This is a genomic window from Putridiphycobacter roseus, assembly GCF_003234935.1.
GTDB lineage: Bacteria > Bacteroidota > Bacteroidia > Flavobacteriales_D > Crocinitomicaceae > Putridiphycobacter > Putridiphycobacter roseus.
The window spans coordinates 524,189-550,426 of the sequence record NZ_QKSB01000002.1 but is presented as its reverse complement, the minus strand read 5'-3'; the positions used below and the strand labels follow the sequence as shown (position 1 = coordinate 550,426).

Here is a 26,238-nt window from a genome sequence, read left to right as displayed (position 1 = left end):
GACGTATTTTTTTTTCTATATAAGGCTATAGGATATAAAAAAGCACCTAGCTTTTGACTAGGTGCTTCCATGTGGTTGAATTTCAATTATAGGGCATTAAGCTCTATTGGTCGCGTCAGAAAAACTATATTCATTTTTTTCAATTGCTACTGCAGCGATTCTTCTTCTTGCATCCTTTGTATTAAAGGCAGCAACTTTAGTAAATCTTTTTAATCCCATTAACATCATGGTTAATTCATCTGCATCTACAAACGACATCAAAGCATCTTTACCCGCTTTATTGATTGCATCAGCGGCATCAAATATTAGTGTTCTTACAATATCGATATAAACCGCACATGCTGCTTCACCTTTTGACTTCACCATTTTCTCTACTCTTAATAGGGTAGACTCACAAGTATAAATTGCGTTGGCAATATCTGCTATGTTCATTAATATTTCTTGCTCTTTTGATAAGGTCATCATTAATTTTTGTGCTGCTGTTCCAGCAACCATTAAGATGGTTTTCTTATAATTTTGCAAGTATTTTTTTTCTGCCGCAAATAGTTCTGTTGAAGGTTCTTCAAAGTCAGGAATACTCATTAATTCTCCTGAAATAGCCATTGCTGGTCCCATCAAGTCTAATTTACCTTTCATGGCTTTTTTCAAAATCATATCCACAGTCAATAAGCGGTTGATTTCGTTGGTTCCTTCAAATATTTTATTAATTCTTGCATCTCTATAAGCTCTCTCAATGGCAGATTCCGCGGAATATCCCATTCCTCCATGAATTTGTACCCCTTCATCTACGCAATAGTCTAATGCATCAGAACCGATTACTTTTAACATGGCACACTCTGCAGCAAATTCTTCAATTCCTTTTAAAGTGGCTTTACTTTTTTCCATACCACCATCTGCTAAAGCATGAATAGCATTGTCAATATCTTGAGCCAAACGGTATGCTGCTGATTCTAAAGAAAATGTTTTAATAATTTGTTCTCCAATTTTATGCTGAATAGCACCATATTTTGAAATTGGTCTACCAAATTGCTCTCTTGCATTTGCATATTTAACAGAGTGGTTAATTGCTTCTTTACATCCACCTAAAACACCACCAGCTAATTTAATTCGACCAATGTTCAGAATGTTTAACGCGATTTTAAATCCGCCTTCTCTTTCTCCTAATAAATTTTCGGCAGGTACTTTTACATTATTAAAAAATACTTGACGGGTAGAGGAGCCTTTAATACCCATTTTCTTTTCTTCAGGATTTAAAGTTATGCCTTCCGAGTGTGCATCTACAATAAAACCAGTTAGATTTTTGTCATCACCAATTTTAGCGAATACAGTAAAAATATCTGCAAATCCCCCGTTGGTAATCCACATTTTTTGACCGTCAATGGTATATGTTTTTCCGTCTTCAGATAAAACAGCTTTTGTCTTTCCTGAGTTAGCATCTGAACCTGAACTAGGTTCGGTTAAACAATAGGCTGCTTTCCATTCTCCAGAAGCTAATTTTGGAATGTATTTGGCTTTTTGTGCCTCGGTTCCATAATAAAGCGTAGGCAAGGTGCCAATTCCTGTATGTGCACCGTATGCTACTGAAAAAGAATGTCCTCTCCCAGTGTATTCTGTAGCCAATAATGAGGTTGGAAAATCCACTCCCATACCACCTAATTCTTGAGGTACCGACATACTTAATAGTCCGAGTTCTCCTGCTTTTTCAAGTAAAGAAGGCATTAATCCTTCTTCCATGGCATCTATTCGATCTAGGTTGGGTATCACTTCCTGATTGATAAAATCAAGACAGGTTTGTGCTATCATACCTTGTTCTTCTGTGTAGTCTTCTGGGGTAAAAATATCTTCACAAGCTGTTTCTCTAATGATAAATTCGCCTCCTTTAATCGCTTCTTTGGCCATAATATTAATTTTAATTTTTATTTATTCTATATCTATTTTGTTTTACGATATGCTTAGGTAATCGTAGCATATCTTTACGTTATTCATTTAACGTGTAGTACATTAATTTATGCGGTCCAATTTTAGGGACTTCGTAAATGTCACCTACGCTATTGAATCCCATTTTTTCGTAAAATCCTGTGGCTTTTAACCGCGCGTCGCACCATAATAAATCCACTTGCATAGCTTTTAACTTTTCTAAAGCAAATTCAACTATTCCTCGACCTACATTTCTGCCTCTCACCTCGGGTAAGGTTGCCATGGCTCTTAAACGGAATTGACTTTTTGTATCAAATTCCTTATTCAATTCTATAATAAAAGTAGCAGTTCCTATAACTTGATGGTTTTCTATGGCACCTATATGAAAAGTTGCCTTAAAATTATCGGGCCCAAGCACACAATCATCCGAAGAAGATAAATGTGGCCATAAAACTTCATGTCTTATTTGCTTTATTTGGTCGATATTTAGGGCTTTTATTTCCATTTATTTGGTCTCCTGTTTTTTCACTGCTATTATATTCTTAAACTATCGTACTGCTATAATTATTACCTCACTTTTCCCTCTTCCATCTTCGAGTTCATAAAATAGATTATCATCCATTTTATCCTCAGGCGTCGGTGGAAAAGCTAAATACTAACTACTCAATTACATCATTTCAATAACCCCTGCAGCACCTTGTCCTGTTCCTACGCACATGGTAACAACACCATATTTTTGTTTTCTCTTTTTCAATTCACTCATTACTTGTACCGAAAGTTTTGCTCCTGTACAGCCTAGGGGATGACCGAGTGAGATTGCCCCTCCATTTACATTTACAATGTCAGGATTTAAGCCAACTTCTTTTATAACTGCTAGAGATTGGGAAGCGAATGCCTCGTTCAATTCAAATAAGTCAATATCGTTTTGTTTTAAGCCAGCCATTTTAATTGCCCCAGGAATTGCTTCAACCGGACCAACTCCCATTATTCTTGGTGGTACGCCAACTACTTTGTAAGAGACAAGTCTTGCGATTGGTTCTAAATCGAATTTTTTTACCATTTCTTCTGACATCATGAGTACAAAAGCTGCACCATCTGACATTTGAGAAGAGTTTCCAGCAGTCACTGTCCCTCCATTTTGAAAAACAGGTCTCAACCTGGCTAATGCTTCAACAGAAGTACCAAATCTTGGACCTTCATCTGTATCTACAATATTTACTCTTTCTGCTCTTTTTCCATTTTTATCTAGATATACCTCATTGACTGAAATAGGAACAATTTGATCTTTAAATTTTCCTTCTTTAATAGCTTTTAAAGACTTCATGTGAGAGTGATAAGCAAATTCATCTTGCATTTCTCTGGTAATGTGATATTTGGCAGCAACTTCTTCTGCAGTGTTTCCCATTCCCCAATACCAGTCGGCATGCTCTTTAGAAACTTTAGCATTTGGAACCACTCTCCATCCACCCATTGCAATGGCCGACATAGACTCTGTTCCACCAGCAATAATGATATCGGCAATGCCTGCTTCAATTTTAGACTTGGCTATGGCCATAGTTTCTATGCCGGAAGAACAATAGCGGTTTACTGTCATTCCGGGAACCTTATTATTGTCTAGGCCCATTAAGGAAATAAAACGTCCTACATTCAATCCCTGCTCTGCTTCAGGCATGGCGTTACCCACAATCACATCATCAATTAATGTTTGATCTAATTGTGGTACTTCGGCTAACATGTATTTAATTACATCTGCAGCCAAGTCATCTGGTCTTGTAAATCTGAACCCGCCTTTATTGGCTTTACCAACTGCGGTTCTGTATGCTTTTACTATGTATGCTGTTGTCATATTCTAGTCTTTAGTCTTTAGTCTTTAGTGTTTAGACAAAATGAGTTAATATTATTTATTTAAATTCTTGTCAAGAGAATATATCATTTTTTGAATCTCTTCTATAAGCGCTAAAATTGTATCTGTATTAATTTTAAATATTTTATTTACCAATATTAATTGAGTTTCTAATTCATATGTTGACCCATTTGCAATAGATAAAAATCTGCTAAAATCTTTATTGCTCTTTCTTCCAGCTCCTTCAGCTATGTTTGAAGGGACAGATAAAGCGCTTCGTGTTATTTGAGAAATAAAAGTATACTTTTCCGATTCAGGGAGTTCTATCACCAATTGATAGGTTTTTTCAACCAATTCAATCGATTTTTGCCAAACTATTAATCCTTTATAATTATTCATTTATTTTATTTCTAACGACTATTGACTCATGACTCAATACTTTAGGAACCTAGTTCCTAAGTACCTTCCCTTTCGTCACAATACTCTGAATTCTTTCCAATGTTTTTTTCTTCGTACACAGGTCTAAGAAAGCTTTTCTTTCTAAGTCTAATAAATATTGTTCGTCTACTTCGGTTACTTCTGAGAGGTCACCGCCAGCAATGACGAAACCTAATTTTTCAGAAATGTACTTATCGTGTTCAGAAATGTATTTACCATGTTCCATTGAATCTGCGCCTACATACACAATTCCCAATGCTTCTTGTCCGAGTACTTTGATGTTTTTTGCTTTTGCAGGTTGACTGTACCCACCGTTATATAAACCTAGGCATGCTTCTTTGGCACGTGTTAATTGATAGTCACGATCCATTACCACTTCATCAATTCCATGTCTCAAGTAACCCAAGTCGAATGCTTCGTAAGCTGAAGTGGATACTTTGGCTTGACCAATGGTTAAAAAGGCGTCTCTAAATCGGTTGATTCTTACATCACCTTCAATTAAATTATCAGAAATTCTTTTTGCGAACTCTTTCGATCCACCGCCGCCAGGGATTAAGCCGACACCAAATTCAACTAAGCCCATATATAACTCCGAATGAGCCACAACCTTGTCGGCGTGCATTGACATTTCACAACCACCACCTAAGGCCATGTTATGTGGCGCTACAATTACTGGACAAGCAGAATAACGGATGCGCATCATGGTGTCTTGAAATTGCTTGATGGCAAAATTCAACTCATCATATTCTTGTTCTACCGCCATCATGAATATTAAACCTACATTGGCACCTGCAGAAAAGTTTTGACCAGTATTAGAAATCACTAAGCCTTTGTATGCTGTTTCCGCTAAATCAATTCCTTTATTAATGCCTTGTAAAACACCACCACCAATGGTATTCATTTTAGTGTGGAATTCTAAGTTTAAAATGCCATCTCCTAAATCAATTAAGTGACAGTCGTTATTTTTCCAAACTGTTTTTCCATCCCTTAAGTTATCAATGAATAATAAATCTTCTGTTCCTGGAATGGCTTGATATGCTTTGGTTTTTAAATCGTAATATTTCTTTAAACCGTTTTCGATTTTATAAAAACTAGTAAATCCATTGGCAATCATTTCGTCAACCCATGGGGCAACTTTTTTACCTGCTGCTTTTACCAATGCCAATGATTTTTCTAATCCTACTGCATCCCAAGATTCGAAGGGACCTAACTCCCAGCCAAAACCAGCACGCATGGCGTCATCAATTTTGTATAAATCGTCGGTTATTTCAGGAATACGATTGGAAACATAAGCAAAAATTCCATTAAATGATTTTTGGTAGAATTCTCCAGCTCTATCCTTAGCATAATACAACACTTTGGTTCTTTCTGCTAAATTGTCAATGGTCTTAGTCAGGGCAAAAACAGGAAAATTCGCCTTAGGTTGCGCTTCATATTCCATTGTTTTTAAGTTTAAAGCTAAAATGGCTTTTTTACCATCTACCACTTCTTTTTTATAAAAACCTTGACCGGTTTTGGATCCCAACCAATTGTTCTCGACTAATTTATTGACGTAATTAGCCAGTTGGAAAGATTCTTTTTCTTCGTCGTTTGGACAGTTTTCTCTCACCCCATTGGCAACATGTACCAAGGTATCTAAACCAACCACATCACAAGTTCGGAAAGTAGCAGATTTTGGTCGACCTAAAATAGGACCTGTCAATTTATCCACTTCAGAAACCGTCAGTCCCATTTCTTCCACAGTATGGAATAAACTCATAATAGAGTAAACACCTACACGGTTTGCAATAAATGCGGGAGTATCTTTACATAAAACAGTTTTCTTTCCTAAAAATCTTGCACCGTAATGCATAAAGAAATCTACAATTTCAGGTTTCGTTTTAGCAGTTGGAATAATTTCTAACAAACGTAAATAACGAGGGGGATTAAAAAAGTGTGTCCCACAGAAATAAGCTTGAAAATCATCAGACTTTCCTTCTAGCATCATGTGAATTGGAATACCAGAAGTGTTGGAAGTAATGAGTGTGCCTGGTGTACGGTATTTATCTACCTTGTCGAGTATGATATGCTTGATATCTAAACGCTCCACTACGACTTCAATAATCCAATCGAAATCTTTAATTTTTTCAAAATCATCATCAAAGTTTCCGGTCGTGACTCTTTTAGCAAACTCCATTTTGTAAATAGGAGAGGGTTTAGATTTTAAAGCATTTGTAAAGTGATGGTTTACAATACTGTTTCTTACCGCCGGATCTTCTAAGGTTAAACCTTTTGCTTTATCCTTGTCGGTCAATTCACGCGGAACCATGTCCAATAATAAGACTTCAAGTCCAATATTGGCAAAATGGCAAGCAATTGCAGATCCCATTACTCCGGATCCTAATACTGCTACTTTTTTAATGTTTCGATTCATGTTTTGTATTTTAATGCGATTAATTTTCTAATAATTGGGTAATAACGTTATCCACTTTCATCATGGTGTCAAAAAATGTTCTGACTTCTTCTGGTGGAATTTTACTGTATAATTTTTGATTGAAATCTAACACTACTTCTCTGGCTTCAGTCCGCATAGAAAGTCCTTTGGAAGTTAAAAAAACTAAAGATTTTCTTTTGTCGTTATCGTCATTTTTACGAATGATAATACCATCCTCCTCCATTTTTTTTAAGGTACGTGACAAGCTGGTAGATTCCATGCCCATTTTTGGTCCTAGTGAGGTACTAGGCGTTCCTTTTTTTTCAATATTTAATAGAATAAAGCCCCAAGAAAAAGACATGTTGAATTTAGAAGCCAACTGATTATAATACCGCGATATTTTAAACCAATTGTTGCGGATGTGAAATTCAAATAATTCTTCTTTATTCATTTTTTACTAAAACTTGTCTGCACAAGGTACGAATTATTTTCAATGCTATGCAAGCACAGTATTAAAAATTTGTTAATTTATGACCCCGATTCAAAAAATAAAAAAAAGAGAAATTGATTTTATAACCAAAAAAAATCATTGCTTTGAAGTGTTGATGGGTTTAGATAAGGGATTTGTTCCAATTCAAAAAATAGTTAATTATGCAACAAAGCCCGAAAGCAGTATGTTTTCTGATGGAACTTTTGCCTTTATTTCCTTTAATTGGAGATTTTTTAAAAGTGGCTATTAAATTGAAAGGCAGTCATTAATACTTATAACTTAAGCGGTCAAATAGTAATGAACACTAAATACCAACAAAACATTACTATTTCAAGTTTAGAAGTAGGTCTGTACATCATTGATGTGGTTGACGAATCAGGAAGTGTTTATAAACAAAAAATCAGTAAAATATAAGGTGTAAACAACCTCAGATATTAAATACAAAAAGCCATTGCATTCATTTGTAATGGCTTTTTTTATGAAAAAAACTTAAAATTAAACATGTTTAACATCTAGTTGTATAGCTAGTTGGGTTTTCATTGTTAACTAGCACTATGAAAAAAATTATACTTGCTTTTGCTATTGTTTTGACGACAATAGCTAATGCACAACAAAAAAATAAACTGGAATTAGAATACGGTTTATACCTGCCTTCACGCGGCGCAGTATACGGATTGTCCTATCAAAGAGAGATTTTTCAACTAAAAGGGAATCCTTTTTATGTCGGTGTCGCAAGTTCTTATGGAGGGCCTTATGGTTTTAGAACGACAACAAGGCAAGAAGAAGGTTATTTTGTAGGACAAAAAATGTCGCCATACAGTATCTTTCATGCAGGATTAGTGGCTAGTTTAGATTTGAACTCCAATAAAAAAAGATTTGGATTAATCGTAAGTTTGGAGACTGGTTTTCGTAATTATGCGATTCCTGAAGTTACTAGTTACGAGACCTTTTCTACTGTTACAAGTTTTGGGGCGTCTATTGGCTTTATGAATTCTAGTGATGTTGGTGTATATTTCGCTCCAAAAATTAATCCTTATTATCGATTTCAATTGAAGAACACAGCAATTAATGTAGGCGCTTATTACAAGCCATTGATCTCTTCAGTTTTTGGACAAAGTACAGGTTTAAATTTAGGGATCGTTTTTTAAAATTATGCTTTTGACTGCGCCACGAATTAGCAATAAAAACATCCAAATTTTAACTATTTCAAGGCAAATTTTAATTGTTTAAAAAAAAGTGCTTTTTTTTAAGTATTGTTGTATAATATTGATGTGAAAAACCTTGATGTAGATTGACTTATACTTAATCAATCTATAAATTGTTTCACTATAATTTAATTTAAACTCAAATGAAAGTAATTATTTTATTATCTCTTTTTTTTTCTCTAAATGCTTTTAGTAATGATACGATTAGAAATTTCGACTTGAATGTTACTTTAAGTGGATTAGATAAAAGCTGGGTAGATCGCATCTATTTAATTGAAGTGAAAAATATTGGTAAAGCATTAACGACATCTGCTTTTATGCAGTACGATAGTCTTTTGATGAGTACAAATGGGGAATTTAGTTTGTCAAAAAATACTGTATTAAAATCTAACACATTATATCGGTTGAATGTGATTCAAAAAAAGCAATATCCTAATGGTGCTTTTTTAAATTTGAAAGCATCCGAGCAAAATTTCGTCTTTTTTGTGCCAACAAATGATGCCCAGTTTACTATTCAAGGTGATATAAATAGTTTCTCTAAATCGGCGAAGTTTATGGAAGCAGATGCCGTTAATAGAGAATTATCAAAATTCCGTGATTTGAGAAAAATGGAGATGATTGCGCTTGATGGGCTCTTGTCCAAAATCCAAAATTATGGTCTTATTCAGGATAGCTTAACAGTATATAAAGCAATTGGTTTTCAAATAATGGAAAAGGCAAGAAAAAGATATAAAAACTTCTCTGATTCAAGTGAGTTTTTTCTTCCATCAATTCTAGCAACTAATTTTTACTCAGTAAAAAAAGATAGTGTGATGTTTGATAAGTTAGTAAAAAGGTATCAAAACTCTAATCCTAAACATATTTATACCACACAGTTTAGTGATATGTTCAATTTACAATATTTAACATTGCCTTTGGGTGGAATTGCCCCTGAAATTACCTTGCCTGACACAAACAATACATTGATCAGTCTGTCTAGCTTTCGAGGTCATTATGTGTTAGTTGATTTTTGGGCATCTTGGTGCAAACCTTGCCGGGCAGAAAATGTAAATGTTGTTAAGCCACTATATGAAAAGTATCGTGATGATGGTTTAGTAGTTTTAAGTGTTTCACGTGATGAAAGTGAATCATTGTGGAAGGCAGCGGTAATTGATGATGAATTGCCTTGGATTCAAGTGTCAGATTTAAACCCAGATTCTGAAGTGTTTGTTGATTATTTTATTAAAAAACTACCAACTACCTACTTAATTGATAAGCAAGGGAAAATTATTGCAAAAGATTTGAGAGGAAAAGACCTTATTGATTTTTTATCCAAACTTTATGCTAACGAATGAGACAATAATTTAATTTTCACATAAGGCGAATGGTTTATAAAACTGAATAGTAAAAAAAGCCATTGCATTCATTTGTAATGGCTTTTAGCTTTAAAACATCCAAATTTTAACTATTTCATGCCAAATTTTAATTGTTTTAGAAAAAGTGTTTTTTTTTTTAGATTTGGTTTGTTGAATGATTAATGCATTATCATTCAATTTGCTAATAAAGGTTTGTTTTGGAATAAGAATAAAATAGTTGAATCTAAAACAATTTTTAAGCATAAAAAAAGAGAAGCGCTGGAACGCTTCCCTTAAAAGTCGTAATTAATCTGTTCCCAGGCTAATTAACATACGCAACCGAAGCAACAGTATTGCTCACTTGCTGCAGCAAAGGTACAAGTTTTATAAATGTGAGCATAACTTAAAAACATAAATAGTATGAAAAAAGTAATGTATGGCACATTATTCCTTGCCTTAGTAGGAATTGGATTTAGTTCTTGCGAGAAGGAGGAGGTAGAGAAGCCAATTGATCAAATAGTAACTGATAATCACTCTAATGAAAAGTATTCGGCCATCAGCTTTAACAATGGCTATATCGAATTCAAGTCTATTGATTCTTATTACGCACTACTTGAAGATGTTGAGAGTGATGATGTTGAGGAATTAACATTATATTTGAGAAGTTTAGATTTTTTAAGTTATGGTAAATTAAAAGGAGAAGAATCGGAATTGGATTCTGACTTGATGGATGCAATGCTTGATAAAAATAAAATACTTAAAGTTGGCGAATGGTTTATTCAAATTGATTTTGTAGGAGAAAAAGTTTTTGCCCTATCTGAAAGTATTAATAATGCTTATCAATCTTTGGTTAACAAAAGTAATCGGGAGATAAAAGAATTTTCAACAGGAGATGATGTAATTGATCTTTTGCTTAATGGGTTTGAATCAGAGCTGGATAGGTCTTGTGGAGGTGTTGGCGGATTTGGACAATCTTCTAATAAAATGTATATAACAACAAGTGTGTGGTATCAAACAGATGTTAAATTTAATAGATTTGGAGTGTTTTTCGAATTAAAAGGTGGGTTTGATTCAAACGACGACTTTGGAGTCGGTTCAGGAATTCAAATCCAATTTGGTGGAACAGAAGTTTGGAGCGAAAGGAAGCCATGCAATTCATCATCAGTTAAAACAAGAAATACTAATGCGATTAATGTATCAGGAGTTACTAAGGAGTATTATAATCATTATCAAAATGTAAGAAATTTACACGGTTGGTACATGTATGTAAAGACCAAAGTATCTGGATCGACAACTACCATGGTTGGTGCGAGTGTAAATTACTAAGTAAATGAAAACAATAATATTAATATTTGTTATAAATTTTTCTGTGCAAACTTTTGCACAGAAAAATTTCTATTTTAGACCTAAAATTGAAAATAAAGTCCACAATAGTTTGAGTGAACGGCCTCAAACAAATTCATTTTTCAACAATAATTATAGTGTGACTTATAATAGTATTCCCTACGGAGAAGTTAAGTCTGCAGTGTTTTCAACATCTAAGTCGATTACGTTTGGTGTTAATGTAGGTGTAAATTTTAAAAATGATGACTTGTTAGAAGTTGGTTGGACTCAAGATCAATCAGGAACAAAAATTAAATTATCAACATTTGGTAGTGCTGCAGCTTTTCCGAATGATTATGGGGTTAATAATACAACATCTACCACATTTAATACAATCAATCACCGATTTGAATTATTATACTTTAAAAAAATAAAAACGAATAGGGAAAGTACACTCTTGAATATACAAAATTCATATTTTGTATTTGGCACCGGAATGAAGTATGTGCCCTATACCGTAAATAATGGGATAAACCCTTTATCTGGTTTTTCATTAGCTGGACAGGCTGCCAATTATGATGATATCAGTATGTATTGGAATCATGAAGTTTATGCAATTAAAAAGCTTTCCACTTTTTTAACTTTTGGCCTATCTTCTGATTTAAATTACAATAACAAGTACCTTTTTTCCTGTGCTGCAAATTATACAGTTGGTTTTAATGTTTTGCAAGCGACAAGAGATAAACTCACAGTGTATGAAAACGGGACACTTTTAAAGACGTATCATTATGAAACGTATAGTAGAGGAAGTGGTTTTCAATTACAAATCTCTCGAAAATTCCAGTTCTACCCTTGGAAAAGTAAAAATTAATAAAGCTGAATAGTTTTTTTAAAGCCATTGCATTCATTTGTAATGGCTTTTTTAGCTTTAAAACATCCAAATTTTAACTATTTAAAGGCAAATTTTAATTGTTTTAGAAAAAGTGTTATTTTTTAAGTATTGTTGTATAATACTGATGTGAAAAACCTTGATGTAGATTAACTTATACTTAATCAATCTATAAATTGTTTCACTATAATTTAATTTAAACTCAAATGAAAGTAATTATTTTATTATCTCTTTTTTTTTCTCTAAATGCTTTTAGTAATGATACTATTAGAAATTTCGACTTGAATGTAACTTTAAGTGGATTAGATAAAAGCTGGGTAGATCGCATCTATTTAATTGAAGTGAAAAATATTGGTAAAGCATTAACGACATCTGCTTTTATGCAGTACGATAGTCTTTTGATGAGTACAAATGGGGAATTTAGTTTGTCAAAAAATACTGTATTAAAATCTAACACATTATATCGGTTGAATGTGATTCAAAAAAAGCAATATCCTAATGGTGCTTTTTTAAATTTGAAAGCATCCGAGCAAAATTTCGTCTTTTTTGTGCCAACAAATGATGCCCAGTTTACTATTCAAGGTGATATAAATAGTTTCTCTAAATCGGCGAAGTTTATGGAAGCAGATGCCGTTAATAGAGAATTATCAAAATTCCGTGATTTGAGAAAAATGGAGATGATTGCGCTTGATGGGCTCTTGTCCAAAATCCAAAATTATGGTCTTATTCAGGATAGCTTAACAGTATATAAAGCAATTGGTTTTCAAATAATGGAAAAGGCAAGAAAAAGATATAAAAACTTCTCTGATTCAAGTGAGTTTTTTCTTCCATCAATTCTAGCAACTAATTTTTACTCAGTAAAAAAAGATAGTGTGATGTTTGATAAGTTAGTAAAAAGGTATCAAAACTCTAATCCTAAACATATTTATACCACACAGTTTAGTGATATGTTCAATTTACAATATTTAACATTGCCTTTGGGTGGAATTGCCCCTGAAATTACCTTGCCTGACACAAACAATACATTGATCAGTCTGTCTAGCTTTCGAGGTCATTATGTGTTAGTTGATTTTTGGGCATCTTGGTGCAAACCTTGCCGGGCAGAAAATGTAAATGTTGTTAAGCCACTATATGAAAAGTATCGTGATGATGGTTTAGTAGTTTTAAGTGTTTCACGTGATGAAAGTGAATCATTGTGGAAGGCAGCGGTAATTGATGATGAATTGCCTTGGATTCAAATGTCAGATTTAAACCCAGACTCTGAAGTGTTTGTTGATTATTTTATTAAAAAACTACCAACTACCTACTTAATTGATAAGCAAGGGAAAATTATTGCAAAAGATTTGAGAGGAAAAGACCTTATTGATTTTTTATCAAAACTTTATGCTAACGAATGAGACAATAGTTTAATTTTCACATAAGGCGAATGGTTTATAAAACTGAATAGTAAAAAAAGCCATTGCATTCATTTGTAGTGGCTTTTTTATAATGTACGAAGCTTGTTTTCTTCAACTCCAGTACCCCTTAAATTCCTCCGCCAAGACAGAAGCTTGCAAATCCTCCAGATAATCAATGTCATTTAGGGTTTTCAAAGTAGTAACAGAATGTTGATTGGCTTTAATTTCTTTTAAGGTAATGTCTAGTAAGGCTTCAGTGCTCCAAGGTTTGTTTTCAAAAATATATAACTGAGGTTGGGAAGTACCTACCAAGTAATAGCCGCCATCTTCGGCCGGACCAAAAACAAAGTCTTTTTCTTGGAGTTTTTCAAAGGCGTCTTCAATGAGACCTGCAGTCAGGTCTGCCAAGTCGGCACCAATGCCAATAATGTTGGTGTAACCATCAGCAAATCCACGTGAAAATGCGGCTTTCATTTTGTCGCCTAAATTGCCTTCGCATTGCAAATATTTATCGGCATTTGGCCAAGTGTCCGCTAAAATTTCGTGAGAAAAATAAATGCGCAAATCGGCATTTTTAACTTGCGTACTTGCTCTTTCTGTAATGTTAAATAAGGCTTTGTAAACTTCCAAAGCACCTTCATTGCCAATGCTAGCAGCAAGGCGGGTTTTTACCTTTCCTTTGGTGATGTTTTTCGCAAATACGATTAATAAATTCTTTTGCATTTAATAAACAGGTTTTCCTACCGTTAACCACTTGCCCCATTTTTTTGAATATACGTGTACAAAACTCGATTCATCTTTTTGATGGTAGACTTTATAACCTTGGTTTTTCCAATAAATGAGTCCGCCGTATAAGTTGTATACATCCTTAAAACCATCCTTTTGTAATTTCTCTCCAATAGTTTCGCTCCTTGCTCCAATGGTACAATACACAATTACGGTTTTATTTTTATCGAAATCGCTTACCTTGCGGGTATTGAATCCCAAAAAACCGACATGAATGGCGTTTTGAATGCTAGACACTTCGTATTCCTTGCCCTCACGTGCATCCAAAATATATATTTTCTCTCCACTCAACATTTTTTTATACAATTGATTGGGGTAAATTAATGGCACCGTATTTTTATAATAGGACTTGACCATTTCATCAAAAGACTCTTCCTGGGTAAAGGATAGAGATCCTATAAATAACAGTAATAGGAGGGAGAATATTTTCATTTTGTTTATGTTAAAGCACCTTGACAACTAGAGCCTTCTCCTGCAGTACAACCAAAGCAATGGTTGTTGACTACAATGTTTCTTTTGCTCAATTCTTCATTGTCAAAATCCATGATGTTTTTTGCATTTTTAACCGCAACGGGAAGTTTTAATATTTGGTTAAAATCGCAATCAAATAAATTTCCATTCCAGTCAACTGATAAGGTGTTGGTACACATTACTTCGTTGGCAGTAGCAGGATTAAAGCTATTGGCCAATAACACCACATAGTCTTCTAGCATACCTTCGTTGCTCAAGTACTCTAAAAACCGACTGATGGGTAAGTTGGTAATGGTATATAATTCGTTAAAAACAATGTTGTAATTGTTCTTTAATTCTCTTTGATAATCTAGCTTTAATTTAGCTTGACTTGGTGCGATTGAAGCGCCACCAGGGTTAAATACCAAGTGTAATTTTAATTCTGGATCAATTCCATAGCCAAAACCATTTAGTATTTGTAATGCTTTAACCGATTTATTAAAAACACCATCCCCTCTTTGTGCATCTGTATTTTGTTCGGTATAGCAAGGTAAGGAAGAAACGATAGTTACTTTGTGCTTTGCTAAGAACTCAGGATACGTTTTAAATTTTCCTTCCACTAAAATGGTCAGATTACTTCTCACCAACACCTCTACATTTCTACTGCCTAGTTCTTCAATAAACCATTTAAAATGAGGGTTCATTTCAGGGGCTCCACCGGTTAAATCCACCGTATGGATACTTGGTGTTTCGTCGATTACGGCCAAGCATTTATTTAAAATGTCCATTGGGGTAGTTTCCTTCCTTCTAGGAGAGGCGTCTACGTGACAATGCGTACATTCTAAGTTACATAAGTAACCTAAATTAATTTGTAAAATTTCTAATGTCTTTGGCTTTAAAGGAAAGTGCCCATGGTCGGACATGGTTTTAATAAAGCCTTTTTCAAATGGAATCGATTGTGTAAGTGTGTCAATTTGTTTTGCTGCAGTCCATTTTTCTAATGTCAATATATTACTCATAAAATAGGCAAAGTTAATTTAGCGTTCTAAAGTTTGGTCTAATAAATTTTGCATTCCTTACATGCACCTTAAAATTATTTAAAATGATAAACCTTATCAGGGGTTATGCAATAATGAAGCCGAATGTCGGTTGGAATAGTTTCTATGAGGTTTTCTTCTGGAGGAAAGTAGCTTACCCCAATGAATTTACAGTTGGGGACACAATTTTTTAAAAAACCGTCGTAAAATCCCTTGCCATACCCAACGCGATTTCCAGCTTTGTCGAAAGCCAAAAGGGGTACAATCACGACATCAAATTTTTCTTCATTGACTTCTAAACCATACTGAGGTTCTAGAATCCCCCAGCTTGTTTTTTTTAATTGTTCCATGGATTCATATTGAACATGTTTCAATCCTTCTGGTTTAACAATGGGTAAATAAAATCTTGCAGGATATTCCTTAATGAATAACCATGTGTTTACTTCTTGAAAGCGATCAATGGGAATAAAGATACTGATATCGTCGTGCGTAAAGTCGAAATGAGACACAAAATGCTGGTATATCTTTTCCGATAATTCTGCTCTTTCGGTGTTGTTCAATGCTTTGCGCAGTTGCTTATATTTTTCTCTTAATTCTGCTTTCATCATTTTTCTAAAAATCCTCCAATCAGGGCTAAACCAAATATAATCATCCCGATTGAAATAAGGATGGTTAATAGGTTAAAAGCAACCTTTTTTAAGAAAATTTTTCCAATAATAGCACCAGTAATTGCACTGCCAATAGCAATGACTATGATGAGCCATTGATCTTTCAATCCGTTTAATTCAAAATTGGTAAAATAAATTGGAGTTCTGGCCAAGTCAATAATTAAGGCGATAACAATACCGGAAGCGATAAAGGCTTCTTTGCTCAGTTTGTAACGGATTAAAAAAGCGGTACGCAATGCACCTTGGTGTCCAGATAGTCCGCCAAAGAAACCAGATATTGCACCACCCAGCCACAAGCTTTGTTTGGCAAATACAATCGACCATTTGGGAATTAATTCAATTAAAGCAAAGCCGATTAAAATAATGCCGAAAATTAAATTGATGAGTTGTATGTCATAACTACCATCCCCAAGGTGATAATTATAAAGTGTCACGTCTGTAAAATGGCTGGTTAAATAAGCACCGAGGACAGCCGCGGGAATGGCGGCCAGCCCAAAGGGAATAACAATTTGCCAGTTGACACTTTTTTTCATTAAAATGAACTTGAAAATATTATTTGTCAGGTGGACAATGGCAGTAGCCGCAATGGCCATGGTTAAATCCTTTAACAAAAAGAAAAATACTGGTGTCATTAAAGTTCCCAGCCCAAATCCTGAAAAAAAAGTAAGCCAACTGGCCGAAAAGGCGACTATTACTAATACAAAATAGTCGAATATTTCCATTACATTCCTGGGATAATTCCTTTGGCAGATTGTGCCATTTCCATTTCTTTTGTTCTGTTTGCTTGGTCTAAAGCACGATTAGCAGCCACCATAATTAAGTCGATTAACTCCTCTTTTGGCAAGTCGTCCTTTGCTGTAATGTCAGTAATTACACCATTTCCGTTTACTTCAACGCGTACTTTACCTTCCATGGCTTCACCAATCAATTTTACATTGTCTAATCTTGATTTTGTCTCTTCCACTTGTTGTTGCATTTGCTCCAACTTTTTCATCATTCCTTTTCCGAACATAGTCTCGTTTTTGTTTACAAAAATAAATAAACCCTTATATTTGTTGACCATTAAATCTGGAAAAAATAAAAATAGTCAATCCTTAAAAATTTAAAGGAATAAAAAATAAAGCATGAGAGAAATTATTGAAAAGGCCTGGGACGATCGTAGTTTGTTAGACAATAAAGAAGTAAGAGATACGATTGATGCCGTTATAGCTGCAATTGATGCAGGAGAATTAAGGGTTGCAGAACCTTTAGAAAACGGTGAATGGCAAGTCAACGAATGGGTGAAGAAAGCTGTGGTAATGTATTTCCCAATTCGTCAAATGGAAACCATTGAAGTAGGTCCTTTTGAGTTTCACGATAAAATGGCTTTAAAAACAGGTTATAAAGAAAAGGGTATTCGCGTAGTTCCTCATGCCGTTGCAAGATATGGTGCTTACATCTCTAGGGGTGTGATTATGATGCCGAGTTATGTAAATATTGGTGCTTATGTGGATGAAGGTACTATGGTGGATACATGGGCAACAGTTGGTTCATGTGCACAAATTGGTAAGAACGTTCACTTGAGTGGTGGTGTTGGAATTGGTGGTGTATTAGAGCCATTACAAGCTGCACCAGTAATCATTGAAGACAATGCTTTTATTGGTTCAAGATGTATTGTTGTGGAAGGGGTGAGAGTCGGTAAAGAGGCCGTTTTAGGTGCCAATGTTGTATTGACCATGTCGACAAAAATTATTGATGTTACTGGAGATAAACCAGTGGAGACAAAAGGTTTTGTGCCACCGAGATCAGTAGTAATACCTGGTTCATACGCCAAAGAATTTCCAGCAGGTTCGTACAATGTGCCTTGTGCTTTAATTATTGGGACAAGAAAAGAGAGTACTAATAAAAAGACTTCATTGAATGATGCTTTAAGAGAGCATAATGTGGCGGTATAGCTTTTTAGTTTCTAGTCTCTAGTCTCTAGTCACTAGTCGCTAGTCGCTTTTGTTCGCTGCGCTCATAGATTTTAGATCGCTTACTTCGGCAGGTTCAGCACGCTGTTAGACTTTTTTCTAGTCGCTGCGCGCCTAGGTTTTGTTCGCTGCGCTCATAGATTTTAGATCGCTTACTTCGGCTTCGCTCAGCACAGGTCGCTGCTAGATTTTTTTTCTAGTCGCTGTGCGCCTAGGTTTTGTTTGTTTCGTTCGCTGCGCTTACAGATTTTAGATCGCTGTGTTGCTAGATGCTAGAATACTTACTTCGGTAGGCTCAGCACAGGTCGCTGCTAGATTTTTTTTCTAGTCGCTGTGCGCCTAGGTTTTGTTTGTTTTGTTCGCTGCGCTCACAGATTTTAGATCGCTGTGTTGCTAGATGCTAGAATACTTACTTCGGTAGGCTCAGCACAGGTCGCTGTTAAATTTTTTTCTAGTCGCTACGCGCCTAGGTTTCTTTTCTAGTTTGCTTCGATTTGTAGGAGTCGCTTATATATTTTTAATATCACCAGTATTTTTGGCTTTGCGTATAAATACTGGTGATTTTTCTTCCACCTCTTGTACTTTGACTTTGCTCAGTAACCAAGAGAGGACCGAGGTGGTTGTTTTTTCAGACCGCATATTTCAATACTTCGCAAGTGCAGCTCAGCACAAGTTGCTGCTAAACACTCGCTAATAGAAATGAAAAACGAAGTGTCAGTTCGATCCCGATAGTTATAGGGACTAAGGAGGGAAGGCAAGAACATGCGCACTGATGCATCAAAAAGAAGGGGAACATCAGATAGATGTGATTTAATTGGTGAAAACCTCTGTGGGTTTCCCTATTATTCTTAATTTTGCATTTTTAAAATTTATATAATGGATAGAAATTCTGTCATTGGATTATTGTTAATAGGTGGTATATTATTAGGCTTTAGTATTTTTAATGCGCCAGCGGAAGACGATTTAAAACCAAAAACTGAAATTACACATAACGATTCAAGCCAAACTGTGAATGCGGTACCAGCTGAAATCAAACAAAATAACGAAGTAATTGCTTCAAGTAATGAAACCGTTAATTCATGGGTTCCAAAAATGGATGCCAATGGATTAGTCATTACTGATGATTTAAATAACATAGTGTATACCGATACCATTACGGGATTGGATACAGTTATTTTATCGAAGTCGAATATTACGGAAGTTTTACCGGAAGCCATTCATACCATTGAAAATGATGTATTGAAATTGGAATTCACGACCAAAGGTGGTCACATTCACAATGCCTATGTAAAAGATTACAAGTCTTACCAAACCTATGTGGATAGCGGAGATGCTTACTTGCAATTATTAGATCAAATGTCGACTTATGGCATTGAGTTAAACGTAGCGGGAAAAACCATTAACACGAATGATTATGATTTTGAAGTGGTTTCTTCCACGGATAAAAACTTGACCATGGTTGCTGATATTGCAGGTAAAACGGTGGAATTTATTTATGGTTTGACAGATGGCTCTCACGACATGAGTTATGTTATAAAATTCAATGGTTTTGAAAGTGCAGCACCAGGTCAGACAAAATTATTTGCAGATTTTAGGTTATTGTCAACTGAAAAATACTTGCTTACGGAACAAAGAAATGCTACTTTTTATTATGACGAGGAAGGATCTTACGATTACTTGTCGGCAATGGGGGATGATGATTTAGAGTTTGAAGAAAAAACGAATTGGGTAGCTTTTAAACAATTATTTTTCTCTGCGATTGTCATGAAAGAAGATGGTTTTGGTGCTGGTTCAAAATTGGCAATTTCTAATCGTCCTGAATTTGATTCAACTTACTTAAAAGATTTTACCGCTGAATTAAACTTAGGGATGAGTAGCATGGCTGAGACGGTGAGTTTAAAATGGTATTTTGGTCCAAATGATTATGATGTACTTGCTTTACATGATAATGGTACAGAAGATATTGTGGATCTGGGTTGGGGTATATTTAGATGGGTGAATGTTTATGCATTCCGTCCGGTAATGAACTGGTTTTTAAGCTGGGGAATGGGTGCAGGATTTGCCATTTTATTATTGACTTTCTTTGTAAAGTTAGTCTTGAGTCCAGTGAATTATAAAATGTATAAGTCTTCTGCAACCATGCGGGTATTAAAGCCTGAAATTACAGAGATAGGTGAAAAATTCCCTAAAAAAGAAGATGCCATGAAAAAGCAACAAGCTTTGATGGCCTTGTACAAAGATGCTGGGGCAAGTCCTTTAGCTGGTTGTGTTCCAATGTTGATTCAAATGCCGGTCTTAATTGCGATATTCCGTTTATTTCCTTCAGCAATTGAGTTGAGACAAAAATCATTTTTATGGGCAGAAGATTTGTCTACTTATGATCAAATTGCTTCGTGGTCGGGTAATATTCCATTAATAACATGGGCATACGGTAACCACATATCTTTATTTACTTTGTTAATGGCGATTACTACTTTATTGTATACGCACTTTAATAGTTCTAATATGCAGACGCCTCAACAAGAGGGAATGCCGAACATGAAATACATCATGTATTTCTTCCCAATTATGATGATTTTCTGGTTTAACTCTTACTCTTCTGGCTTGAGTTTTTACTACTTTATCTCTACCTTAATGACTATGGGGATTATGTTTGCAATCAAAGAGTTTATGTTAGATGAGGACAAGATTTTAGCGAAAATTGCCGCTAAAAAAGCTGCACCAAAAAAGAAAAAAGGTAAGTCTAAATTTGCTGCTAGGTTAGAAGAAGCTCAAAAATTACAACAAGAGCGAGCGAATAGAAAAAAATAATAAACAATGAAAATCCCTTTGAGAGTAGCCATGGTTTGTTTTCTTATTTCGGTAGGGATAACTTTTGGGTTTTATTTTGCAGATGCCTCTGCCTTGGGGACTAATATCAGTGGTTTGTATAATATGTTTTTGTTGCTTTCTGCCATTGCGGTGAGTCTTTACATAGTTAAACGCAGCCAAAACTTTAGTACCGCATCTAGTTTCGCAGAGGATTTTAAGGTAGCAGTGCAAGGTGGACTTGTTTTTGTAATTTTACTTTCTTTATTTACTTATGTTTACCACGACAAGATTGACGATACTTTTATTGCTTCAAAACTAAATGAAAGGTTGGATGCAAACTTGGAAAATGTGCCTGATGAAGCTACTTTTAAAAAATTACAAGCAGAAGATTTTACTTGGAAAAATAAGACCTATTTAGATTATATCGAAAATCAGGAAGATCAAGCTTATGTTGGTTTATCTGCTTATTCTTACGCCTTAGGTCACCTTGGGATTGGCTTGTTCTTAACCATGTTCTTTTCTATTGCCATTACCTTTATCTGGCGAAGTATTGTCATGCTGGAGTCGAGAAAAAAGTAGTTGTGTCTTAGACCGCTGTACTTTTAGATGCCAGACTGCTGTGCTCATAGATGCTAGACCGACTTCGATACTTCGACAAGCTCAGCACAGTGCAGCTCAGCACAGCTCCATTCAATCGTTGCTAGATTTTTTTCTAGTTCGCTAGGCTCCTAGTTTTTTGTTGGCTTACTTCGATACTTCGACAAGCTCAGCACAGTGCAGCTCAGTACATGTTTCCATGAGGGAGGACTATGCACTAATCGTCCAATTGCTAATTATCCATAGCTAGAATTAACTGATAAACTATCAGTCAAGTGTTAATATTAAACTCCAGTTAACCTAAAGTCGGTTCTTCTATTTTTAGCGCGATTACTTTCTTTGTTGTTTTCGTAAATAGGTTTTGTTTCTCCGTAGCCGATTGCTTTTAAGCGGTTTTTTGAAATGCCTTTACTTACAATATAATCCATGGTTGCATTGGCTCTATTCTGACTTAGTTTCATGTTAGCACCGTCATCACCTTGGTCATCTGTATGTCCTTCTAATTCGACGGTAACACTAGGGTTAACTTTTAGGAACTTAACAAATTGGTCCAAGACAAATTTCGAGTCTTTACTGAGTACATAAGAATCAGTTTGGAAAAGTATATTATTGATGGTGAATGCTTTTCCAACGGCTAATTCTCCAATTTCTAAGTCTAGATTGCTAGATTTATAAGTGGAATTTCCAGATTTGGCTGCTGCAATTTCTGTTTTACTTATTTTTTGGGTATCGAAAGAATACCCCTTTTTCTTTACGGATATTAATACATCTTGCGGGTTGTCGGTTTTTATAACTGCGGCAAATTTTCCGTCATCTCCATTGATATTGATTTCAACGGATTCTCCACTTTCTTCATAGTTAATTTCCAATTTCCCATCCTGTATCGGGTCTCCTAAATCATCTTTTAATTGCCCTTTGACAAATAATACCTTTTGCGGCCTTGCTGCTTCATATAATTCAAAATAGTACAAATCTACACCTTCCGCATTTTTACCTTTGTCAGAAGCTATGTAAGCAAGCTTACCGTCAGTTGAAACAATTAATCCAACCTCATTACTTTCTGTGTTTATTGGATAACCTAAGTTTTTTGGTTCCATCCAATTTCCATCCTGGTCTTTTCTCGCGTAAAAAATATCGTAATTGCCAGGTTCACCAGCGCCTTTTCTTTTCTCACTCACTTGTGAAGCAAAGTACATGGTTTCTGAATCTTGGTGTAAAAACGGCGCCTTGTCGTGACCGGCTGTGTTAATTGGACCAGGTACTGGCTTAGCTAATGACCAGGAACCATCTTTCTTTCTAGTAGAATAGTAGATGTCTGTTAATTGTGTTGACTTTCTAAAAGCAGCAAAGTAAAGCGTATTGCCGTCTGCCGATAAAGTTGGTTGCGCTTCCCAGCCAGTAGCCGTATTAATATTTGAACCTAAGTTTTTTAAGTCTGTCCATTCGTAATCGTATCCGCCTTTACCTGAACGTTTAAAATAAGTCACGTAAATGTCGCAATTTAAAAATTGTTGTCCTTGAACTACCTCATTTTTACAGGCGCAAATAAACATCTCTTTGTTATCTATAGATAGTGATACGCCACCATAATTTTCAAAATCCGCAGTATTAAAAGGAGGGTTTAATCCTTTTCCTTTATTAAATGGCGCATTGACATTTGCACGTTGGGAAACAGAAAACATTTCTTTAATATTGGATTGAACTTCCCCTAGACTTCTGAAGTCTCCTCTTCTCGTATAAAAAATTAATTCATTATCAGGCGATATCATGGGTAAGTATTCATCATCTGCAGTAGATACATTCTGAACTCTTACTGGATCATATGGTACTTTAGTTTCATAAAAGGCATTGGCTATTTCTGCTTTTTTAAGGGATACTTCCAATTGTTTTACAATGGCCATGGCTTCACTTTTTTGATCTGCATAATCATCATCAAAGGCATTTGGGTCATCACTTGAAAATTGAAGGAATTGGTTGAAATAGGAAACCGCGGTCTCCTGGTCTCCCTTAACATAGTAATTAATGTATCCTAGCATAAAATAAGGGTTCGCATGGTATTCTGGGCACAATTCGATAACACTAGTGTATTTATTTACCACAGCATTGAATTGATTTCTAACTTGGACTAGGTTTGCCCGTCCGGCACGGTATTCTTCTAGCTTTCGCATAGCTCTTTCATTTAAGTATTCTGCGTAAAGAAAATAAGGAAGTGCTTTTTCATCATCTACTGCAATGGCGTCTATAAATGCCATGGAGGCTGTCTGGAAATCTGATTTAGGAGAAGTAGCAACTTTGATGAATTTCATTGCCTTTTTATCTGGCGCTGTGCAAGATTCATTATCCGTTACAGACTGAGAAAAAGCTAAAGACGATAATAATATAAATAGGGAGGAGAAGAATGTTTTAGTCATGCGTGTTATTTTAATGTGTTTTACAAATTTTATACCGTGTAAAGGTTGTTCTTTTTTAAGGGTAATAATAAAAGTTATTACTTATTCAAATAATATTTTAATGCCAATTCAAAAGTAATTAGTTTGGTTTTAGTTTGTGAACTTTCTTGTACAAATCCTTTCCATAAATCGATAAAATAATACCGACCATAAGCAGAAAGTTCATATCTGTTTTGTGGGGAGTAATAAGAAAGGCCTATTTGGGTATGTGGTTGAAATTTATTGGCTAATTCATTTACGTTAAGCCAAAAACCACCGGAATACTTTCTGCTTAAAAAATGGTAGTTTACACCTAGGCCAACTTCGTAAAACCAATTTTTTGTCAAACCAATTTCTTGTTTAAACAGGATTGGGATATGAATACTTGCTACGCGGTAGCTTTGTGCTAAATAGCCATTGTATTTTTGGTTAAAACCGAAATATTCAAATTTCAAAGCGGAAGCTATAAAGCTGTGTTCACCGATCGGTTTTTGAATAAAGCCACCAAATAAAAAGCCATTTCCAGTTTGAGACGACCAAATATTATTCGGAGTCGACCTAAAAATCTGAAAATTATAAGTAGGGGCAATACTAAGTCCAAAGTCCATATTTTGGGCGTTTAGACCTGATCCTAACCAGATGAAAAGAAATAAAAGGGTTATTTTTCTCATGGGTTAAATTTAATTAATTTCTGCGTTCCATTCATGATGAAACTCAATTAAATAATCTTCCATGAACTGGTGTCTTTTTAAAGCCATTTTTTGTGCCGTTTTGGTGTGCATTAAATCCTTTAATTTTAATAGTTTTTCATGAAAATGATTGATGGTGTGACTTCTGTTCTTTTGATAAGAGGCCAAATCTTTATGGTCCATTGGTCCAATATTTGGGTCGAATAAAATGGCGCCAAACTTACCACCAAAAGCAAAAGTTCGGGCAATTCCAATAGCACCAATGGCATCCAACTTATCGGCATCTTGCACTATTTTTCCTTCTAAGCTTTTCATTTTATTGGCTTCCACCCCTCCTTTAAAAGAGCAATTTAAAACAATGTGTTGTACTGCTTCAATGGTTTTTTGTGGGACATTTAATGCCGAAAGTATTTGTGCTGTACTTGTTAAAGCAGCTTCGTCAGGATTCTCGACAAATTTATGATCGGCAATGTCATGCAACAATGCTCCCAATTCAGTAACGTATACATCTGCCTGTTCAATGGTAGCAATTTTCTTTGCTGTTCGCCTTACCCTGTCGATATGAAACCAGTCGTGACCACTAGAATCATCTTTGAATTGTGCTTTTATTTGTTCAACTACTTGGTTGATTACTGTATTTTCTTCCATAAAAAAAGGGTGAAGTTAATTAAACTTCACCCTTCAAATTTAGTGTAAAAAAATTATTTTTTCACAAAAGTTTCTCTTGCAACTGCACCATCTTTTGTAGTTACTTCGTAAACGTACATTCCTGGAGCTAATGCGTTAACATCTAAGTTAATTACACTTGCATTTACTGAATTGTTGTTGATTACCACTTTTCCTTCTAAGTTTAATACTTTTAAACTTGCTACTTCTTCAGTAACATTAATGTTTAAAACATCCACAGTTGGGTTAGGGTAAGCGCTAGAAATTGCAACTTTATTATCTTCAACAGATGCAAAATCACCTGTTATAGTTAAGTTGTTAAATCCAATTCCAAAGTTATCAGAACAATCGTAATGTCTAATTACAATATAAACTGTAGCTTGTCCATCAGCTTCTGCAGAAATATCAATATTTCTAGTTACAATACCAGTAGTTAAAGAAGATTCTCCAGTTACTTCAGTTGGAAAGTTACCAGCTGCTAATGCAGCAGGATTATTTACCACATAGATAGCATATTTTTCAACTAACCAAGCTTGGTCAATTGCTGATACTTGGTAGTTTAACATTAAGTTTGAACCACTTGATAAATCAATAGCAGGTGATACATATAAGTTGTCAGGATTTAATGCTGCAAAAGATGCATTGTCATAAGAATAAGACACTGCAGACATGCCATTAACATCACCAAAAGGTTCGAATACAAATCCGTCACCATCTAAATCATAAGCTGTCCATGCTGAAAATGCAGTGGAATCACTAGCTTCATATATTTGAGCAGTTGCTGTATTAATAGTTGCAAATGCTAAAGCAAAAAGTAAAATTTTTTTCATAATATATTTTTTATAAGTTTAAACAAAGCTATTATATAATTTTAACTTTAACAAATTATTAAATGTTAAAACTA

The 26,238-nt window shown here is 34.9% G+C and carries 26 protein-coding genes; 10 read left to right on the top strand and 16 right to left on the bottom strand.

Annotated elements, in window-relative coordinates; genetic code table 11:
• Positions 1–96: 96 nt before the first annotated feature.
• From DNU06_RS06205 to DNU06_RS06180, 6 genes are all read right to left on the bottom strand, one after another.
• Complete coding sequence (locus DNU06_RS06205; RefSeq protein WP_111062357.1) at positions 97–1,899, bottom strand: acyl-CoA dehydrogenase family protein; 1,803 nt, start codon at positions 1,897–1,899, stop codon at positions 97–99.
• Positions 1,900–1,978: 79 nt separating this feature from the next.
• Positions 1,979–2,422: a GNAT family N-acetyltransferase gene (locus DNU06_RS06200; RefSeq protein ID WP_111062356.1), complete on the bottom strand. Its 444-nt coding sequence runs from the start codon at positions 2,420–2,422 to the stop codon at positions 1,979–1,981.
• A gap of 162 nt (positions 2,423–2,584) precedes the next feature.
• The gene (locus DNU06_RS06195; RefSeq protein WP_111062355.1) at positions 2,585–3,763 is read right to left on the bottom strand and encodes an acetyl-CoA C-acyltransferase; all 1,179 of its coding nucleotides are present in this window, start codon (positions 3,761–3,763) and stop codon (positions 2,585–2,587) included.
• A 51-nt stretch (positions 3,764–3,814) separates the two neighbouring features.
• Positions 3,815–4,159 carry a four helix bundle protein gene (locus tag DNU06_RS06190; protein ID WP_111062354.1) on the bottom strand — a complete coding sequence of 115 codons (345 nt, stop codon included), beginning with the start codon at positions 4,157–4,159 and terminating at the stop codon, positions 3,815–3,817.
• Between the two features lie 49 nt (positions 4,160–4,208).
• Entirely contained in the window at positions 4,209–6,611 is a 2,403-nt protein-coding gene (locus DNU06_RS06185; RefSeq protein WP_111062353.1) for a 3-hydroxyacyl-CoA dehydrogenase/enoyl-CoA hydratase family protein, read from the bottom strand.
• Positions 6,612–6,630: 19 nt separating this feature from the next.
• On the bottom strand, positions 6,631–7,062 hold the full coding sequence (locus tag DNU06_RS06180) for a MarR family winged helix-turn-helix transcriptional regulator (protein ID WP_111062352.1): 432 nt from the start codon (positions 7,060–7,062) through the stop codon (positions 6,631–6,633).
• A 79-nt stretch (positions 7,063–7,141) separates the two neighbouring features.
• Between DNU06_RS06180 and DNU06_RS06175 the strand changes: the two genes are divergently transcribed.
• The 7 genes from DNU06_RS06175 to DNU06_RS06145 all read left to right on the top strand — a co-directional run bounded on the left by DNU06_RS06175 (position 7,142) and on the right by DNU06_RS06145 (position 13,249).
• Positions 7,142–7,351 carry a hypothetical protein gene (locus tag DNU06_RS06175; RefSeq protein ID WP_111062351.1) on the top strand — a complete coding sequence of 70 codons (210 nt, stop codon included), beginning with the start codon at positions 7,142–7,144 and terminating at the stop codon, positions 7,349–7,351.
• 14 nt (positions 7,352–7,365) lie between these two features.
• Positions 7,366–7,515 (top strand): T9SS type A sorting domain-containing protein, encoded by a 150-nt coding sequence (locus tag DNU06_RS06170; protein WP_262510043.1) that lies wholly within the window; start codon positions 7,366–7,368, stop codon positions 7,513–7,515.
• 140 nt (positions 7,516–7,655) lie between these two features.
• Entirely contained in the window at positions 7,656–8,249 is a 594-nt protein-coding gene (locus DNU06_RS06165; protein ID WP_111062349.1) for a hypothetical protein, read from the top strand.
• 200 nt (positions 8,250–8,449) lie between these two features.
• Complete coding sequence (locus DNU06_RS06160; RefSeq protein WP_111062348.1) at positions 8,450–9,640, top strand: peroxiredoxin family protein; 1,191 nt, start codon at positions 8,450–8,452, stop codon at positions 9,638–9,640.
• Positions 9,641–10,060: 420 nt separating this feature from the next.
• Entirely contained in the window at positions 10,061–10,966 is a 906-nt protein-coding gene (locus DNU06_RS06155) for a hypothetical protein (RefSeq protein WP_111062347.1), read from the top strand.
• A 4-nt stretch (positions 10,967–10,970) separates the two neighbouring features.
• Entirely contained in the window at positions 10,971–11,834 is an 864-nt protein-coding gene (locus tag DNU06_RS06150) for a hypothetical protein (protein ID WP_146239163.1), read from the top strand.
• A 224-nt stretch (positions 11,835–12,058) separates the two neighbouring features.
• Positions 12,059–13,249 (top strand): peroxiredoxin family protein, encoded by a 1,191-nt coding sequence (locus tag DNU06_RS06145; protein WP_111062345.1) that lies wholly within the window; start codon positions 12,059–12,061, stop codon positions 13,247–13,249.
• A gap of 111 nt (positions 13,250–13,360) precedes the next feature.
• Here DNU06_RS06145 and DNU06_RS06140 read toward each other — a convergent pair whose 3' ends face one another.
• The 6 genes from DNU06_RS06140 to DNU06_RS06115 form a co-directional block, all read right to left on the bottom strand.
• Positions 13,361–13,972: a TIGR04282 family arsenosugar biosynthesis glycosyltransferase gene (locus DNU06_RS06140; RefSeq protein WP_111062344.1), complete on the bottom strand. Its 612-nt coding sequence runs from the start codon at positions 13,970–13,972 to the stop codon at positions 13,361–13,363.
• Positions 13,973–14,467, bottom strand: coding sequence for a rhodanese-like domain-containing protein (locus DNU06_RS06135; RefSeq protein ID WP_111062343.1), 495 nt, complete (start codon positions 14,465–14,467; stop codon positions 13,973–13,975).
• Positions 14,468–14,472: 5 nt separating this feature from the next.
• The gene (gene arsS / locus DNU06_RS06130; RefSeq protein ID WP_111062342.1) at positions 14,473–15,504 is read right to left on the bottom strand and encodes an arsenosugar biosynthesis radical SAM (seleno)protein ArsS; all 1,032 of its coding nucleotides are present in this window, start codon (positions 15,502–15,504) and stop codon (positions 14,473–14,475) included.
• Between the two features lie 74 nt (positions 15,505–15,578).
• On the bottom strand, positions 15,579–16,130 hold the full coding sequence (locus tag DNU06_RS06125) for a 5-formyltetrahydrofolate cyclo-ligase (protein WP_111062341.1): 552 nt from the start codon (positions 16,128–16,130) through the stop codon (positions 15,579–15,581).
• Entirely contained in the window at positions 16,127–16,912 is a 786-nt protein-coding gene (locus tag DNU06_RS06120) for a sulfite exporter TauE/SafE family protein (protein ID WP_111062340.1), read from the bottom strand. Before DNU06_RS06120 ends, DNU06_RS06125 begins: the two co-directional genes overlap by 4 nt.
• Entirely contained in the window at positions 16,912–17,202 is a 291-nt protein-coding gene (locus tag DNU06_RS06115; protein ID WP_158526832.1) for a YbaB/EbfC family nucleoid-associated protein, read from the bottom strand. Before DNU06_RS06115 ends, DNU06_RS06120 begins: the two co-directional genes overlap by 1 nt.
• Before the next feature lie 112 nt (positions 17,203–17,314).
• On the opposite strand from DNU06_RS06115, the gene DNU06_RS06110 reads away from it, so the two are divergent.
• From DNU06_RS06110 to DNU06_RS06100, 3 genes are all read left to right on the top strand, one after another.
• Positions 17,315–18,124 carry a 2,3,4,5-tetrahydropyridine-2,6-dicarboxylate N-succinyltransferase gene (locus DNU06_RS06110; protein WP_111062338.1) on the top strand — a complete coding sequence of 270 codons (810 nt, stop codon included), beginning with the start codon at positions 17,315–17,317 and terminating at the stop codon, positions 18,122–18,124.
• A gap of 894 nt (positions 18,125–19,018) precedes the next feature.
• On the top strand, positions 19,019–20,953 hold the full coding sequence (gene yidC / locus DNU06_RS06105) for a membrane protein insertase YidC (protein WP_111062337.1): 1,935 nt from the start codon (positions 19,019–19,021) through the stop codon (positions 20,951–20,953).
• Between the two features lie 6 nt (positions 20,954–20,959).
• Complete coding sequence (locus DNU06_RS06100) at positions 20,960–21,532, top strand: DUF4199 family protein (protein ID WP_111062336.1); 573 nt, start codon at positions 20,960–20,962, stop codon at positions 21,530–21,532.
• A 302-nt stretch (positions 21,533–21,834) separates the two neighbouring features.
• Here the strand turns inward: DNU06_RS06100 and DNU06_RS06095 are convergent, their stop codons facing one another.
• The 4 genes from DNU06_RS06095 to DNU06_RS06080 form a co-directional block, all read right to left on the bottom strand.
• Positions 21,835–23,961 carry an OmpA family protein gene (locus tag DNU06_RS06095; RefSeq protein ID WP_111062335.1) on the bottom strand — a complete coding sequence of 709 codons (2,127 nt, stop codon included), beginning with the start codon at positions 23,959–23,961 and terminating at the stop codon, positions 21,835–21,837.
• Between the two features lie 77 nt (positions 23,962–24,038).
• Positions 24,039–24,650: an outer membrane beta-barrel protein gene (locus tag DNU06_RS06090; protein ID WP_111062334.1), complete on the bottom strand. Its 612-nt coding sequence runs from the start codon at positions 24,648–24,650 to the stop codon at positions 24,039–24,041.
• A 9-nt stretch (positions 24,651–24,659) separates the two neighbouring features.
• Complete coding sequence (locus DNU06_RS06085) at positions 24,660–25,316, bottom strand: HD domain-containing protein (RefSeq protein WP_111062333.1); 657 nt, start codon at positions 25,314–25,316, stop codon at positions 24,660–24,662.
• Between the two features lie 53 nt (positions 25,317–25,369).
• The gene (locus DNU06_RS06080) at positions 25,370–26,164 is read right to left on the bottom strand and encodes a T9SS type A sorting domain-containing protein (protein ID WP_111062332.1); all 795 of its coding nucleotides are present in this window, start codon (positions 26,162–26,164) and stop codon (positions 25,370–25,372) included.
• Positions 26,165–26,238 lie beyond the last annotated feature (74 nt).

Bases quoted from the DNA above. Each gene is read 5' to 3' on its own strand.
- DNU06_RS06200 (WP_111062356.1), bottom strand. From the start codon at position 2,422: ATGGAAATAAAAGCCCTAAATATCGACCAAATAAAGCAAATAAGACAT.
- DNU06_RS06120 (WP_111062340.1), bottom strand. From the start codon at position 16,912: ATGGAAATATTCGACTATTTTGTATTAGTAATAGTCGCCTTTTCGGCC.
- DNU06_RS06080 (WP_111062332.1), bottom strand. From the start codon at position 26,164: ATGAAAAAAATTTTACTTTTTGCTTTAGCATTTGCAACTATTAATACA.
- DNU06_RS06205 (WP_111062357.1), bottom strand. From the start codon at position 1,899: ATGGCCAAAGAAGCGATTAAAGGAGGCGAATTTATCATTAGAGAAACA.
- DNU06_RS06135 (WP_111062343.1), bottom strand. From the start codon at position 14,467: ATGAAAATATTCTCCCTCCTATTACTGTTATTTATAGGATCTCTATCC.
- DNU06_RS06085 (WP_111062333.1), bottom strand. From the start codon at position 25,316: ATGGAAGAAAATACAGTAATCAACCAAGTAGTTGAACAAATAAAAGCA.
- DNU06_RS06155 (WP_111062347.1), top strand. From the start codon at position 10,061: ATGAAAAAAGTAATGTATGGCACATTATTCCTTGCCTTAGTAGGAATT.
- DNU06_RS06160 (WP_111062348.1), top strand. From the start codon at position 8,450: ATGAAAGTAATTATTTTATTATCTCTTTTTTTTTCTCTAAATGCTTTT.
- arsS (WP_111062342.1), bottom strand. From the start codon at position 15,504: ATGAGTAATATATTGACATTAGAAAAATGGACTGCAGCAAAACAAATT.
- DNU06_RS06090 (WP_111062334.1), bottom strand. From the start codon at position 24,650: ATGAGAAAAATAACCCTTTTATTTCTTTTCATCTGGTTAGGATCAGGT.
- DNU06_RS06185 (WP_111062353.1), bottom strand. From the start codon at position 6,611: ATGAATCGAAACATTAAAAAAGTAGCAGTATTAGGATCCGGAGTAATG.
- DNU06_RS06190 (WP_111062354.1), bottom strand. From the start codon at position 4,159: ATGAATAATTATAAAGGATTAATAGTTTGGCAAAAATCGATTGAATTG.
- DNU06_RS06195 (WP_111062355.1), bottom strand. From the start codon at position 3,763: ATGACAACAGCATACATAGTAAAAGCATACAGAACCGCAGTTGGTAAA.
- DNU06_RS06115 (WP_158526832.1), bottom strand. From the start codon at position 17,202: ATGTTCGGAAAAGGAATGATGAAAAAGTTGGAGCAAATGCAACAACAA.
- DNU06_RS06140 (WP_111062344.1), bottom strand. From the start codon at position 13,972: ATGCAAAAGAATTTATTAATCGTATTTGCGAAAAACATCACCAAAGGA.
- DNU06_RS06150 (WP_146239163.1), top strand. From the start codon at position 10,971: ATGAAAACAATAATATTAATATTTGTTATAAATTTTTCTGTGCAAACT.
- DNU06_RS06110 (WP_111062338.1), top strand. From the start codon at position 17,315: ATGAGAGAAATTATTGAAAAGGCCTGGGACGATCGTAGTTTGTTAGAC.
- DNU06_RS06145 (WP_111062345.1), top strand. From the start codon at position 12,059: ATGAAAGTAATTATTTTATTATCTCTTTTTTTTTCTCTAAATGCTTTT.
- DNU06_RS06125 (WP_111062341.1), bottom strand. From the start codon at position 16,130: ATGATGAAAGCAGAATTAAGAGAAAAATATAAGCAACTGCGCAAAGCA.
- DNU06_RS06165 (WP_111062349.1), top strand. From the start codon at position 7,656: ATGAAAAAAATTATACTTGCTTTTGCTATTGTTTTGACGACAATAGCT.
- yidC (WP_111062337.1), top strand. From the start codon at position 19,019: ATGGATAGAAATTCTGTCATTGGATTATTGTTAATAGGTGGTATATTA.
- DNU06_RS06100 (WP_111062336.1), top strand. From the start codon at position 20,960: ATGAAAATCCCTTTGAGAGTAGCCATGGTTTGTTTTCTTATTTCGGTA.
- DNU06_RS06180 (WP_111062352.1), bottom strand. From the start codon at position 7,062: ATGAATAAAGAAGAATTATTTGAATTTCACATCCGCAACAATTGGTTT.
- DNU06_RS06175 (WP_111062351.1), top strand. From the start codon at position 7,142: ATGACCCCGATTCAAAAAATAAAAAAAAGAGAAATTGATTTTATAACC.
- DNU06_RS06095 (WP_111062335.1), bottom strand. From the start codon at position 23,961: ATGACTAAAACATTCTTCTCCTCCCTATTTATATTATTATCGTCTTTA.